Here is a 14,688-nt window from a genome sequence, read left to right on the forward strand (position 1 = left end):
AAAAAACATATTTAAAATAACCTAATGACTTTATGAAATATAAATAGACGTATTTCACTAAAATTAAATATTTATTAAAAAAATTAAAAAAACATTACTATTACAACAATGGACTCAAAAAATAAAATATTTTTTCAAGCACCCTAGTCCAATATGCACGCATAGACCAAACCTTTTTATCTATCAACTGAGAATTAGAAATATATTCATTTTGTATGCAAAATAAATTATGTCCAAAATCACTATCATCAATAACTAAAGTAATTTCAAAATTCAACCAAAGACTTCTCATATCTAAATTTGCAGTTCCAATCAAACTTAATTGTTGATCTACTAATATACTTTTACTATGCAAAAGTCCTTTTTTAAATTGATAAATTTTTACACCTGCTTCTAATAATTCACTAAAAAAAACTCTGCTTGCCCACTTTACTAATATAGAATCATGATATAAAGGTATAATTATACTAACTGCAACTCCTCTTTGAGCAGCAGTACAAATTGCTTGTAGTAAATCTTCACTAGGAACTAAATAAGGAGTCGTCATAATTAATTCATTTTTAGCGGAATAAATAGCTGTTAATAATGCTTGATGAATCATATTTTCGGGGAATCCTGGTCCAGATGCAATTGCCTGAATACTAGAATTTTTTTTAGGTTGATTTTCTAAAACTTTTTCATTTGGTAGTTGAGGTAGAATTTTTAAACCTGTTTCAATTTCCCAATCACAGGAATAAATTATTCCTATAGTCGCAGCTATAGGTCCTTCTATTCTTGTCATTAAGTCAATCCATTGACCAATTCCAGAAGATTGTTTAAATAGATAGGGATCCACGAGATTCATACTACCAGAATATGTAATATAGTTATCAATTAATATAATTTTTCTATGCTGTCTAACATCAATACGTCTTAAGAAAATTCGCATTAAGCTAACTTTTAGAGCTTCTACTATTTGAATTCCAGATTTTCTCATTATTTCAACCCAGGGACTCTGAAAAAACTCAATACTTCCTGCTGAATCAAGCATTAATCTACAATGTATTCCACGTTTAGCAGAGTCAATAAGTGCTATTGCTACATCATCGGCTATTCCACCTGGTTTCCAAATATAAAATACCATTTCAATATTTTTACGTGCTAAATAAATATCACGTATTAGTGTTTGCATAATTTTTTTAGTATTAGTTAAAAGTTTAATTTTATTGCTTTTTATACCAGATAGACCCTGTCTATGTTTACATAATTGAAATATAGAAGTAGCTACTTCACTATTTTTTAATTGAAAAATATATGTTCGAGATTTTAATTCATTAAGCCATTTATTAGAAATAGACCATATTCTATTTGCAATTTTTTTTTGCCTTTTCCCTAAATACAATTCGCCAAAAAAGAACCAAACACAAAATCCAATAAACGGAATAATATAAATTGTTAAAAGCCAAGACATAGAAGAGGGTATATTACGGCGTTTAATTAAAACTCGAAAAGTAATATTAGCAATTAATAACCAGTATGTTAAAAAAACTAGACATTTGATTGAATTATAGAAAATATCCATCCATTGAAGGTCCTATTTATGATTTTTTCAAAAGGTCTTATATTTAATTAAACATTTTTCTATTTTCAATAATAAAGTATATTTAATATTTAAAATAACAAGATGATTAATAAATACTAGAAATTTATTCATCAACATTTTAAAATTTTAATAAAAAATCATATAAAACTAGTTTTATTCAACACTTTTAAAAAAAGAAATTTTGTAATATATGAACATATAATTAGTTTTATTAAGTGTTGAACATTATATCTTAAAAATATTTTTTTATATAAATGAAAATTTTTTTTAGTAATTAATATATTTTTAGAAAATGATTATTTCTATAAGCTTTTTTAAATAATACTCATAGGTAATAATTCCCTAGATTTTCCTGCTTCATCAATAGCTACATAAATAAATACTGCTTCTGCAGCACAGTAATATTGACCTAATGGTTTAGAATAAATTTTCTTAATCCAGATTTCCACATTAATTTTAATAGAACTTTTGCCAATTTTGATGCAATTTGCATAGCAATTCACAATATCACCAACTGATATAGATTTTAGAAAAGTAATCCCATCAACTCGTACAGTTGCTACTTTTCCTCCTGCAATTTCTTTTGCTAATATTGCACCTCCCATATCCATTTGAGACATAATCCAACCACCAAAAATATCACCATTAGCATTAGTATCTGCAGGCATTGAAAGTGTTTTTAACACTATTATTCCCTGTGGTAATTTATTTTTTTCTGACATTATTAAAATGTTCGCTCTATTATTATGTTATAAAAAATTACTTATCTTTTGATATTTTACAATTAATATAAATACCAGTTACTAAAATTAAAAAAAATGTTAAAGACGTAAAACCAAAAACTTTAAAATTTACCCATGTTGTTTCTGAAAAATAAAATGCTATATAAATATTTAAAATACCACAAAATAAAAAAAACAAAGACCAAAAAAAGTTGATTCTACGCCAATAAATATTAGATATTTTTATATCTTTTTCTAAAAATCTTTGTATCATCGGTTTTTTTGTCAAAAACTGGCTAATTAATAATATTATAGAAAAAATTATATAGATAATTGTTATTTTCCATTTAATAAATTGACTATTATGAAAAAATATTGTAAGAGAACCAAAGAAAAAAATGATAAAAAAACTAAATAAACCGATTTTATCTACTTCATTATAAATAAACCAATGAAGTACACATATTAATCCTGATGTAACAATTAGAGCACCAGAGGCTACAAAAATATCATAAAAATTATAAAATATGAAAAAAATGAACATTGGTAATATATTTAATATTTGTTTCATAATATAAACCTAGATAATCTTTTAATTTTTAAGAACGTAAAAAAATCATATAAAATCGAAACAAGTATATAATTAAAATAGAAAATAGTATATTCATAGTAATATTTAATATTAAAAATAAAATATTTGTATTAATAAAATAAATATGACCTAGTAATATTGTTAAAAAAAACTTACTTAACATCCAAAATAAAATACCTGATCCTATAATTTTTATATGTTTCCAAGAAATATGCATACTAAGACGTATAGAATCTATCAATCCATGTTCTTTAAAAGAAAAAATAATTGGAGATAAAGAAAGTGTTATTGATAATAATATACCTGGTATAATTAATAACATAAAACCTATTTGAATCATAAAAGTAGTCAAAAAATTTAACATGAATAAACTTGGTAAAAATGAAAACAAAGAACATATTGATGATATAATTGATTTTTTTTTATTTTCAGATAAAATAGAAATTAAAATTATAATACTTCCTAATAATACTGTTTTACTGATTAACAATTCTATGATTTTAAAAAAAGAATATTTTAATAATGCATTTTTTTCTTCTAAATCCATATTTTCAATTAATTCTAATAATGATCTAGAATGCAAAAATTCATTGTTTTCTATTATAGATGCAATATATACATCTGGTTTAATTAACATATTAATTAACATATTAATAAAGGTAACAAACATGGATATGAAGAAAATAATTCTTATTTGTTTGCAAAAAAAATAACATGTATCATGATATAATTCGCTTACTGTAATTGTCATATGTATATTCCCTTATAAATCTTTTTATATAATACAAAGATTATACATATAATTTAAAACAAGAATATTTTTTAAAATATATATATTATGAATTTTAATAAAAAATATTATTTTAATTTACTAGACAATTTTAATGAATTAATAAATCTTTTTATTTTTTTAATCATTTCATCTTCTTGATTTAAATATTTTTCAATAATATGTATAATTGCTGAACCACATATTATGCCAGATAAACCTGATAACATTGCTTCTTTAACTTGTTTAGGATTTGAAATACCAAAACCTTGTAATAAAGGAATAGAATTGTATTTTTTTATTTTTTTTATAAAACTTGTAGGTAACGAAAAAGTTTTATTTTCAATACCTGTTACTCCCGCACGAGATAATACATAAATAAATCCTTGTGCATATGAAGAAATTTTATGTAAAAAATTTTTATCTGCATCCGGAGGACACATAAAAATAGAATTAATCTGGTGCTTATTTGCAGTTTTATAAAAAACTTTTGATTCCTCAATTGGAACATCTGCTATAAGAACAGAATCTAAACCAGAATCAAAACATTGCAAATAAAAATTATCAATACCTTGATTATATACAAGATTGGCATATATCAAAACACCAATAGGTATTTTTTCATTTTTTTCGCGTATTTTTTTTAATATTTGAAAGTATTCAAAAAAAGTATTTTTTTTAGATAAGGCTCGTAAGTTTGCTTTTTGAATAGTTGGTCCATCAGCTAATGGATCTGAAAATGGAATTCCAACCTCTAAAGCATCAGCTCCATTTTCAATCAATGCTTCAATAATTTTTATTGATATTTCTAAAGAAGGATCCCCTAAAACCACAAAAGGTATAATACATCCTTCTTTTAACAAAGATAATCTTTTAAACATTATCTGATATCGATTCATTCTTTTTTCCCTTTTTTAAAACATCATGCACTGTAAAAATATCTTTGTCACCCCGACCAGAAAGATTAACAATTAAAATTTGTTTTTTTTGAGGATGCATTTTCATTATTTTTAATGCATATGCTAAGGCATGAGAAGATTCTAAAGCAGGAATAATGCCTTCTTCTCTACATAAAGATTGAAATGCATTGATCGCTTCTTGATCAGTAATAGATACATATTGAGCACGATGAGTGCTATTTAACCAAGCATGTTCAGGTCCTACAGACGGAAAATCTAATCCTGCTGAAATCGACCAAGATTCTTGAATTTGTCCCTCTTGATTTTGCATTAAATGAGATTTCATACCAAAATAAATACCAGTTCTACCATGTTTTAATGGTGCTCCATGTTTTCCTGTATGTATGCCATGACCTGCTGGTTCTACACCAATTAGATTAACTTTATCATAAATAAAATCTGAGAATATTCCAATTGCATTGGAACCTCCTCCGATACATGCAATAATTGAATTTGGAAGCTTATTTTCTTGTTCTAAAATTTGTTTTTTTGTTTCTTCTCCAATCATTTTCTGAAATTCACGAACAATAGTAGGATAAGGATGTGGTCCAGCTGCAGTACCAATCATATAATGAGATGTTTTATAAGTACTAGACCAATCACGTAAAGCTTCATTACATGCATCTTTTAATGTACCAGAACCATTTTTTACTGATATAACTTTTGCACCCATTAATTGCATGCGAAAAACATTTGTACTTTGTCTTTTAACATCTTTAACTCCCATGTAGATTCTACATTTTAAATTTAACAATGCACAAGCAATAGCAGCAGCTACACCATGTTGACCAGCACCTGTTTCAGCAATGATTTCTTTCTTTTTCATTCTAATTGCCAACATAGCTTGTCCTAAAACTTGATTAGTTTTATGTGCTCCACCATGTAGCAAATCTTCTCTTTTTAGATAAATACGCGTTTTTGTACCTTTGGTTAAATTTCTACATAAAGTCAATGGAGTGGGTCTTCCAGCATAATTTTTTAATAAATCATGAAATTTTTTTTGAAAATCAGTGTCTTCTTGTGCAGAAACAAAATTTTTTTCTAATTCAAATAAAGCAGGCATTAATATTTGAGGTACATACATACCACCAAATTCGCCAAAATAAGGATTTAGTAAAGTCACGTAATAGTTTCTCCTATCGTTTATTTAAAAAAAAGTTATTTAACAATATCTTAGTCGTTGAAAAATTAATCTTATTTTTTCATGATTTTTAATACCAGGAGATATTTCTATACCAGAATTAAAATCTAATCCTGAACAATGGAATTTGGAAGCAATAGTACAATTCTCTAAATTAATTCCCCCAGCTAAAATAACGTTGTCTAAAACCTGATTATGTAAAATAGACCAATTAAAAGATGTATTACTTCCTCCAAAAAAAGAGTCAAAAACATACATATTTATATTTTTATACTTACGATCAGGTAATTTAGATTGAATAGAAAAAGCTTTCCAAATTTTAACTTTGTCAGATAGTATATTTCTTAATTTATTAATATAGTCTTGATTTTCTTGACCATGCAATTGAACGGCATAGAGAGACAGTTCTTCAGAAAATTGAGCAATAGTATTTATATCTTCATTTTGAAAAACTCCTACAAACCTTAATTGGCTATTTATGATAATATTTTTGGCAGTTTTTTTAGTAATATAACGAAGAGAATTTTTTACAAAAATCAGTCCGCCATAAATTGCCCCGCATTTTTCAGATATTTGTATATCAGTATTCCGAGTTAACCCACAAATTTTATTATTGCCAAATATTATAGAACGTACCCCGATTTCTAAATTATTTTTCGACATTAAATGTGAACCAATTAAAAAACCATTAACAAATTTACCAAGTTTTTTTATTTCACTATTTTTTGTTATGCCTGATTCGCTAATTATAATAATATCTTTTTTAATTAAAGAAGATAAAATGCGAGTACGATTCAAATCAATTGACAAATCGTTTAAATTACGATTATTAATACCGATAATATTGGCATTTAATGCAAGGGCACGTTCTAATTCTTGTTTATTATTTACCTCAGTTAATATTCCCATATTTAATAGTTTTGCTATTTTAGATAATTCTTGATACTTTGCATCATCTAAAACAGATAACATTAATAAAATAGCATCTGCATTATAGTATCTAGCTAAATATACTTGATATGGATCAATAAAAAAATCTTTACATAAAACAGGCTGAGTAACACATTTTCGTACTATGTTTATAAACTTTAAATTTCCATGAAAATATTTTTCATCTGTAAGAACCGAAACAGAAGAAGCATATTTTTTATACACATTAGAAATTGCAACTAAATCAAAGTTATTTCTAATAATCCCTAAAGAGGGCGATGTTTTTTTGTATTCTAATATAAAACATGGTTTTTTTTCTTTTAAAGAACTATAAAAATCTCGTGTCTTTATATTGATTTTATTTTTAAAACTACATAGAGGTTGGTTTTCTTTTCTCAATGTAATCCAATATATTTTATCTTTTATAATTTTTTTAAGTATATTTTCTTGCATAATTGTCTTCTTTTAGCATATCAGAAACATTTCTTATGTGTTTGTAAACATCTCCACTTCTGATTTTATGTAATGCTAGCTCTGTATTTTCTTTTAAATTTTCATTTCCAAAAACTTTTAATAATAATGCTACATTTACTGCTATTAATTCTTCATGTAATCTATTACCTTTACCTTGCATTATTTGACTGATTATAAAGTGATTTTCTTCTAATGAGTTTATTTTTAATCTATTTTTAGGATGGGTTTTTAATCCGAAACTTTCTGGTTGCAATTCGTAAGATATAATTTCTTTATTAAGTAATTCAGAAACATATGTTGTTCCAAATAAAGTAACTTCATCAGTATCATCACTGTGTACAATTATTCCTCTTGTATATTTTAGATTTTGTAATATTTTAACTGTAGGACCGATGAGTTTTTTGTTATATACACCAATAACTGTAAGAGGAGGTACTGCAGGATTAAGAAAAGGTCCTAATAAATTAAAAATAGTTTTAGTTTTTAGGTTTTTACGAACATTATTAGAATATTTAAAACCATCGTGATATTTAGGTGCAAATAAAAAACAAATATTTAATTCATCTAGAGTTTGACGAGATTTTTCTGGAGATGCATTTAAATTTATATTTAATTTCTCTAAAAGATCAGAAGAGCCTGATTTACTAGAAATCTTTTTATTGCAATGTTTAATAACTTTAAAACCACATGCAGCGGCAACAAACGCACTTGCAGTTGAGATGTTAATAGTATTTTTATTATCGCCACCCGTCCCTACAATATCAGAAAAAATGTAATCAGGTTTTGGAAAAAATTTCATTTTTTCTGAAAATGCGTATATTGCTCCGGTTATTTCTTCAATTGATTCACCCCGTATTCGCATTGCTGTTAATATAGATGCTAATTGTATATCTGTTATTTTTCCAAAAGAAATCAATTTAAATAATTGATAACTTTCTTCTTGAGTTAAAGATTTTGAATCATAAATTTTATTTAAAATATTTTGCATTTATTACCTTTAAAAATTTTTTAAAAATAAATATTTATTAATTGTAAAATGTTTTAAAATTTATATTTTTTAAATTTCACAATAATCTATTGATGTAAATAATTCAATTTAAATTTAAAAAACTTTATTTTATATGATTTTTACAAACGAATTTTATACTAAAAAAATAAAAATATAACTATCATTTTAGAGCATTATATATGTTATATTTTTATTTTTTGGAGTTTTTACATGAATAAAATGTTAGTAATAATATTATTTTCTTTAGTATCTCTTACTTGGGGGACTACTTGGATCGCAATGAAAATCGCAACAGAAACAATTCCTCCATTTTTTGCTACTGGAATACGCTTTTTAGTCGCCTCTCCTTTGTTAATTATTATTGCATATTATACACAAACGCCTCTTTTATTTCCATATGGACAAAGATGGTTTCAATTTATCATTTCTATTTTTTATTTTTCTATACCATTTACATTAATGTTGTATGGAGGAACTTATGTAAGCTCTTCTATCGCATCTATTATATTTTCAAATATGCCTGTAGCTGTATTAACAGTATCATTTTTATACTTAAAACAAAAATTATTTTTAACTCAAAAAATAGGTATTTTGATTTCTTTAATTACATTATTAACTGTTTTACTGATAGAATTAGAATCAGAATGTTTTTTTCAATGGAAAGGAATTTTAGCTTTACTTTTTGCATTGTTTAGTCATGCTTTTATTTATGCAGAATGTCAAAAAAAATGCTGTAATGTATCTGTTATTACTTTTAATGCTTTACCATCGTTAGTGTCTGGAATATTATTATCTACTATATCTTGGTTTATAGAAAATCCTCATATTGATACTTTTTCTAATAGATCTATTTTAGCTATATTTTATCTCGGAGATTTTTCTGGAATTTTTGGTATTTTATCTTTTTTTTATTTGCAACAGAAAGTAAGTGCATTTTATGCTTCTACTGTTTTTTTAATTTTTCCAGTTATTGCTGGATTTTTAGAAAATTATATTTATAAAAATACAATTTTACTATGTGAAATGTGGTTTATTTTCCCATTAATTATAGGAATATTATTAACTTTGATTCCAGTTGATTATCTAAAAAAAATAAAAAATAAACCATAAATAATTAAATTATAAAAGGTTTTAGATAGATGAGTGAAAAAATACAAAAAATATTGTCTCATTTTGGATATGGTTCACGTCGAAATATTGAAAAATTGATTCAATGTGGGAATATATCTATCAATGGGATAAAAGCAATAATTGGTCAACGTTTAGATTATAAAAATATTGGAGAAGTTAGGATAAAAGGAGAAATAATATCTATAAAAAAAACATATTTTAAAACAAAAGTAATAATTTATAATAAACCAGAAGGAGAAATTTGTACTAGAAATGATGTCAAGAAAAGACCTACTGTATTTGATAAATTGCCTTTTTTAAATATTCATCGATGGATTAGTATTGGAAGATTAGATCTTAATACTAGAGGGTTATTATTATTTACAAATAATGGAAATCTAGCTAATAAACTCATGCATCCCAAGAACAAAGTAGAGAGAGAATATTATATTAGAGTTTTTGGACAAATTAATAAAAATACAATGAATATTTTAAAAAATGGAGTTAAAATTAAAGATGGTTATGCTTCATTTAAAAGTATAGAACCTATTGATTGTAAAGACTCAAGAAAAAATAAATGGTTTAAAGGTGTTTTATGTGAAGGAAAAAATCGTGAAATCAGATCCATGTGGAAAACTGTAAAATGTCAAGTTAGTAGATTAATCAGAATAAGGTATGGGAATATTATTTTGCCTAAAAATTTACAATTAGGGCATTGGACTGAATTAAATTCCACATTAGTAGATAATTTATCTAATTTAGTTGCTTAAAGAGAATACTAAAAATTTTTATATAAAAAATTCTTTATATATTTATTTGACAAAAACATTTTAGCTGTCTTTTAAAAAAGGTTCATTGTGTGAATTTACTTTTAAATTATGAATTATTCTTAGCAAAAATTATTACTTTTATTATAATCAGCATCTCTACATTGACTTTATTTTATACAATAATAAAAAGAAAAAAAAACACTGATAGTAAAATAAAAATTACTTTACTTGAAGATAATTATAAAAATATAAAAAATAAAATCTTATTATCCACAATGGAAAATTTTGAAAAAAAAATATGGTTTGAAAAAGAAAAAATAAAAAATAAAAAAAACAAAAAAAAAATATTAGAAAATAAAGATCAATATCTTAAAAATAAAAAGAAAAAATTATATATTTTAGATTTTAAGGGAGGAGTTTATGCAAATGAAGTGATGGGATTGCGAGAAGAAATATCTGCTGTACTTTCTGTGGCAAATAAAAATGATGAAGTTTTATTACGTTTAGAAAGCTCTGGAGGTGTAATTCATGGATATGGATTAGCTGCTTCTCAATTAAATAGATTGCGTCAACGAGGAATACATCTAATTGTATCTGTTGATAAAATTGCAGCAAGTGGAGGATATATGATGGCATGTGTTGCAGATTATATTGTTTCAGCACCATTTGCAATAATAGGTTCAATTGGAGTGGTAGGTCAAATACCCAATTTTAACAAACTATTAAAAAAATACAATGTGGATGTTGAGCTTCATACTGCAGGAGATTATAAACGCACCTTGACAATGTTTGGACATAACACTCAATCAACACGTGATAAATTCTGTGAAGAATTAAATATGACACATAAACTTTTTAAAAATTTCATAAAAGAAATGAGACCATCTTTAGATATTGAAAGTGTGTCTAATGGAGAGCATTGGTTTGGGACAATGGCTTTAGAAAAAAAATTAGTTGATCAAATTAGTACAAGTGATGATATTCTAATGTCGAAGATGGGAGAATACACTTTGTTGAACATTCAATATATTTATAAAAAAAAAATATTAGAACGTTTTACTTCTTCTATAGTACATAATATTAGAAAAATTTTACTTAAAATATTTTTTCATAAAAATTATTTATAATTTTAAAAAAAAATTTTACATATAATTCATGTTGTGTTAATTATTTTTTTAGAATATAGATTAATATGATTTACTGGGTAAAAACATGAAAAAATCTCTTGTTATAGTTGAATCTCCAGCAAAAGCAAAAACTATAAATCAATATTTAGGTGCTGAATACATAGTAAAATCTAGTATAGGACATGTACGAGATTTAATAACAGGTAAATCCCAAAATAAAGAAAAAAATAAAAAACATCCTAATGAAAGTATTTTTGCAAAACCAAATAAAAAAACTCTTTTGATAAAAAAAATGGGTATTGATCCCTATCACAATTGGAAAGCTGAATATTATATTTTACCTGGCAAAGAAAAAATAATTTCTGAATTGAAATCTATTGCTAATCAGGTAAATCATATATATCTTGCTACAGATCTAGATAGAGAAGGCGAAGCAATAGCTTGGCATTTAAAAGAAGTTATTGGAGGCGATTCTTCTAAATTTAGTCGTGTCGTATTTAATGAAATTACTAAACACTCAATAAAAAAAGCATTTCAAAACGTCGGTCATATAAATATGAATCGAGTACATGCACAACAAGCACGTCGTTTTATGGATCGAGTGGTAGGTTATATGATTTCACCTTTATTATGGAGAAAAATTTCAAGAGGGTTATCTGCAGGACGAGTTCAATCTGTAGCGGTTCGTATAATTGCCGATCGTGAAAAAATTATAAAAAATTTCATTCCAGAAGAATATTGGAAATTAAATTTATCGCTATTTACTAAAGATAAAAAAAAGATTGAAATGGATGTCACACATTATAATAATAAAATATTCCGCCCTAAAAATAGAAATGAAATATATTATGCAATAGAGAAAATAAAAAAATCATTATTTTTTGTTAAAAATTATGAAGAAAAAATATTTTATAAAACTGCGTCTGCTCCATTTATAACCTCTACTTTGCAACAATCTGCTAGTCTTCGTTTAGGATTTAGTGTAAAAAAAACAATGTTTTTAGCACAAAAACTATATGAAGAAGGTTATATAACTTATATGAGAACTGATTCTAATTATTTAAGTAAACATGCAATTAAAAAAGTCAGAACATATATAAAAAATTATTATGGGGATGATTATTTACCTAAAGAACCTAATTTATATTCCAATCGAAAACATTCTCAAGAAGCTCATGAAGCCATTCGACCATGTGATATTAAAATCGAAAATATCAACTCAGATAATTTAAGTTCTAGTGCTAAAAAATTGTATAAGTTAATTTGGAATCAATTTGTAGCTTGTCAAATGACATCAGTAAAATATAAATCTATTACTATAATAGTCCTAGCTGATCTGTTTAAACTACAAAAAAACGAACAAATAGTACTATTTAATGGTTGGACTAGACTTCTAATAGAAGAAAAGAATATAAATTATGAATTTCCTGTTCTAAATATAGGAGATATTTTGTTTATAGATAAAATTACACCTAATCAAAAATTTACTAAACCTCCACCACGTTTTAGTGAAGCATCTTTAGTGCGTGAATTAGAAAAAAAAGGTGTTGGAAGACCTTCTACTTATTCTGTAATCACATCAAAAATACAAGACCGAGGATATGTTAAAATCAAAAAAAATAAATTTTATGCAGAAAAGATGGGAGAAATTCTTACTATTAGATTAAAAAAAAGTTTTAGCAATTTAATTGATTATAATTTTACTGCCTATATGGAGGAAAAACTTGATAAAGTTGCTGATAATAAAATTGCTTGGAAAAATGTACTTGATTCATTTTTTGAAGATTTTTCTAAGCAATTAGAAAAAGCTAAAAAAAGTCCAGAAGAAGGAGGTATGGAATTAAATAGCATTGTTCCAACTTCAATTAAATGTCCAATGTGTTGTAAAAAAATGGGAATTAAGACTGCTATAACTGGTGTTTTTCTTAGTTGTTTAGGATATAATAATATTGATATTACAAAACGTTGCAAACAAACTATAAACCTTATTTCACTGAATGATTTTAATAAAGAAGAAGATAATCACAGACAGATGTCTCTAGAATTAATGAATCGATGTGACGAATGTAATATGTCTATGGATAGTTATTTTATTGATAAAAAACTAAAATTACATATCTGTATTAATAATCCTAGTTGTCTTGGCTATAAAATTGAAAAAGGAGTTTTTAAAAGTCCTGTTTATTTATCTGAAATAATTCAATGTGAAAAATGTAATGGTGACATGATGTTAAAAACAGGTCCATTTGGTAAATTTTTTATATGTATTAATAAAACATGTAAAAATACAAGAAAGATTTTGCCCAATGGTGAAATATCTGATCCGAAATTAGAACCGATTCCCTTTCCACAATTATTATGTAAAGAATCTGATGCATGGTTTGTTTTGCGAGAGGGAATTTCCGGTATTTTTTTTGCTGCAAACACTTTTCCTAAATCACGTGAAACTAGATCTCCATTTGTAGAAGAATTAGCTCGATTTCAATATTTGTTACCAGAAAAAATACATTATTTATCTAGTGGTCCTATAATAGATGATTATGGTAATAAAACTATTGTATGTTTTGATAGAAAAACAAAAAAGCATTATATTACTTCTAAAAAAGAAGGAAAATTTACAGGTTGGTCAGCTATATTTATTGATAAAAAATGGTGTGTAACAAGCAAATAGCATTTAAGAAAACGTAATTTTTAATTAAATTATTTTAAATAATATTTGCGTATTTTTTCAGTAATTAATCTAATTAATTTTGGACTGCTGGTTATATTACCAGAATGACAATCTTCATATTGGTGTCCTCCTGTAAAATCACTGATTAAACAACCAGATTCTCGAACTTGTAACTTACCTGCTATAAAGTTATTAGGTTCTAAATCAAAATCAAATAAACAATCTATTTTTCCAGCTGCAACGTAAGCCAAATCGAGTACAGTAGAACCAGTACATCTAAAAGAAATGCCAGATAAAATTAATTTTTGATATATTTTAAAAGAAGATAAAATGTCATTTTGAATTTTATTAGGTAGATTAACAGCAATCGTTGTTTGATCTAAAGTATTAACTTTGCTGCATCTAGTACGGTATCCATTTAATTGAGAACCTTGTCCTTTTACAGCTGTAAATAAATCATTTTTTATAGGATCATATATTACAGAAATTTCAGTTCTGTTTTTCACAATAACAGCAATAGAAATGCAAAAATACGGAAAACATTTAATAAAATTATTTTTTCCATCTAATTCATTGATAACCCAAATAGTGTTTTTTTCATTTTTTTTAATAAAAATATTTTCATTTTTTTTTAAAATAATATGATTAGGATAAGATCTATGAATAATTTCACTTATTATTCTATTTGTTTTATACATTATGTTTTTTATAAATGTTTTGTTTTTTTCTAAATCTTCTATAATAAATTTATATGTATCATAATTTTGAATAATAACGTTTCCTCCTTTTCGTACTGCACGAATAGCAATATTTAACATTGGATGCATGGTAA

Annotated in this window: 13 protein-coding genes; 4 read left to right on the top strand and 9 right to left on the bottom strand. The window is 25.2% G+C overall.

Going from position 1 to position 14,688, the window contains the following annotated elements; genetic code table 11:
- Positions 1–100: 100 nt before the first annotated feature.
- The 8 genes from cls to trpD form a co-directional block, all read right to left on the bottom strand.
- Complete coding sequence (cls, locus tag BAKON_RS01385; protein ID WP_014499425.1) at positions 101–1,561, bottom strand: cardiolipin synthase; 1,461 nt, start codon at positions 1,559–1,561, stop codon at positions 101–103.
- Between the two features lie 335 nt (positions 1,562–1,896).
- Positions 1,897–2,304, bottom strand: coding sequence for an acyl-CoA thioester hydrolase YciA (gene yciA / locus BAKON_RS01390; RefSeq protein ID WP_014499426.1), 408 nt, complete (start codon positions 2,302–2,304; stop codon positions 1,897–1,899).
- 37 nt (positions 2,305–2,341) lie between these two features.
- Complete coding sequence (locus BAKON_RS01395) at positions 2,342–2,875, bottom strand: septation protein A (RefSeq protein ID WP_014499427.1); 534 nt, start codon at positions 2,873–2,875, stop codon at positions 2,342–2,344.
- Between the two features lie 28 nt (positions 2,876–2,903).
- Positions 2,904–3,647: a YciC family protein gene (locus BAKON_RS01400; protein ID WP_014499428.1), complete on the bottom strand. Its 744-nt coding sequence runs from the start codon at positions 3,645–3,647 to the stop codon at positions 2,904–2,906.
- 107 nt (positions 3,648–3,754) lie between these two features.
- A complete protein-coding gene (trpA, locus tag BAKON_RS01405) occupies positions 3,755–4,564 on the bottom strand; it encodes a tryptophan synthase subunit alpha (protein WP_014499429.1) in 810 nt (269 codons plus the stop codon).
- Complete coding sequence (trpB, locus tag BAKON_RS01410) at positions 4,539–5,708, bottom strand: tryptophan synthase subunit beta (protein WP_264357807.1); 1,170 nt, start codon at positions 5,706–5,708, stop codon at positions 4,539–4,541. The genes trpA and trpB overlap by 26 nt, the downstream gene beginning before the upstream one ends.
- Positions 5,709–5,786: 78 nt before the next feature.
- Positions 5,787–7,148 (bottom strand): bifunctional indole-3-glycerol-phosphate synthase TrpC/phosphoribosylanthranilate isomerase TrpF, encoded by a 1,362-nt coding sequence (trpCF, locus tag BAKON_RS01415; RefSeq protein ID WP_014499431.1) that lies wholly within the window; start codon positions 7,146–7,148, stop codon positions 5,787–5,789.
- Entirely contained in the window at positions 7,129–8,157 is a 1,029-nt protein-coding gene (gene trpD, locus BAKON_RS01420; protein WP_014499432.1) for an anthranilate phosphoribosyltransferase, read from the bottom strand. Before trpD ends, trpCF begins: the two co-directional genes overlap by 20 nt.
- A 231-nt stretch (positions 8,158–8,388) precedes the next feature.
- Here trpD and BAKON_RS01425 point away from each other — a divergent pair, with 231 nt between their 5' ends.
- The 4 genes from BAKON_RS01425 (at position 8,389) to topA (ending at position 13,856) form a co-directional block, all read left to right on the top strand.
- Positions 8,389–9,288 carry a DMT family transporter gene (locus tag BAKON_RS01425; protein ID WP_014499433.1) on the top strand — a complete coding sequence of 300 codons (900 nt, stop codon included), beginning with the start codon at positions 8,389–8,391 and terminating at the stop codon, positions 9,286–9,288.
- Positions 9,289–9,317: 29 nt separating this feature from the next.
- Positions 9,318–10,058: a pseudouridine synthase gene (locus BAKON_RS01430; protein ID WP_014499434.1), complete on the top strand. Its 741-nt coding sequence runs from the start codon at positions 9,318–9,320 to the stop codon at positions 10,056–10,058.
- An 89-nt stretch (positions 10,059–10,147) separates the two neighbouring features.
- Positions 10,148–11,185 carry a protease SohB gene (gene sohB, locus BAKON_RS01435; protein ID WP_014499435.1) on the top strand — a complete coding sequence of 346 codons (1,038 nt, stop codon included), beginning with the start codon at positions 10,148–10,150 and terminating at the stop codon, positions 11,183–11,185.
- 85 nt (positions 11,186–11,270) lie between these two features.
- Positions 11,271–13,856 carry a type I DNA topoisomerase gene (gene topA, locus BAKON_RS01440; protein WP_014499436.1) on the top strand — a complete coding sequence of 862 codons (2,586 nt, stop codon included), beginning with the start codon at positions 11,271–11,273 and terminating at the stop codon, positions 13,854–13,856.
- 29 nt (positions 13,857–13,885) lie between these two features.
- On the opposite strand, the gene BAKON_RS01445 is transcribed toward topA, so the two are convergent.
- The gene (locus BAKON_RS01445; RefSeq protein ID WP_014499437.1) at positions 13,886–14,683 is read right to left on the bottom strand and encodes an inositol monophosphatase family protein; all 798 of its coding nucleotides are present in this window, start codon (positions 14,681–14,683) and stop codon (positions 13,886–13,888) included.
- Positions 14,684–14,688: the final 5 nt, after the last annotated feature.

It is taken from the genome of Buchnera aphidicola str. Ak (Acyrthosiphon kondoi), assembly GCF_000225445.1.
GTDB classification, from domain to species: domain Bacteria; phylum Pseudomonadota; class Gammaproteobacteria; order Enterobacterales; family Enterobacteriaceae; genus Buchnera; species Buchnera aphidicola_A.

Coding starts and splice junctions, on each gene's coding strand:
- cls (WP_014499425.1), bottom strand. CDS start 1,561: ATGGATATTTTCTATAATTCAATCAAATGTCTAGTTTTTTTAACATAC.
- yciA (WP_014499426.1), bottom strand. CDS start 2,304: ATGTCAGAAAAAAATAAATTACCACAGGGAATAATAGTGTTAAAAACA.
- BAKON_RS01395 (WP_014499427.1), bottom strand. CDS start 2,875: ATGAAACAAATATTAAATATATTACCAATGTTCATTTTTTTCATATTT.
- BAKON_RS01400 (WP_014499428.1), bottom strand. CDS start 3,647: ATGACAATTACAGTAAGCGAATTATATCATGATACATGTTATTTTTTT.
- trpA (WP_014499429.1), bottom strand. CDS start 4,564: ATGAATCGATATCAGATAATGTTTAAAAGATTATCTTTGTTAAAAGAA.
- trpB (WP_264357807.1), bottom strand. CDS start 5,708: ATGTATGTACCTCAAATATTAATGCCTGCTTTATTTGAATTAGAAAAA.
- trpCF (WP_014499431.1), bottom strand. CDS start 7,148: ATGCAAGAAAATATACTTAAAAAAATTATAAAAGATAAAATATATTGG.
- trpD (WP_014499432.1), bottom strand. CDS start 8,157: ATGCAAAATATTTTAAATAAAATTTATGATTCAAAATCTTTAACTCAA.
- BAKON_RS01425 (WP_014499433.1), top strand. CDS start 8,389: ATGAATAAAATGTTAGTAATAATATTATTTTCTTTAGTATCTCTTACT.
- BAKON_RS01430 (WP_014499434.1), top strand. CDS start 9,318: ATGAGTGAAAAAATACAAAAAATATTGTCTCATTTTGGATATGGTTCA.
- topA (WP_014499436.1), top strand. CDS start 11,271: ATGAAAAAATCTCTTGTTATAGTTGAATCTCCAGCAAAAGCAAAAACT.
- BAKON_RS01445 (WP_014499437.1), bottom strand. CDS start 14,683: ATGCATCCAATGTTAAATATTGCTATTCGTGCAGTACGAAAAGGAGGA.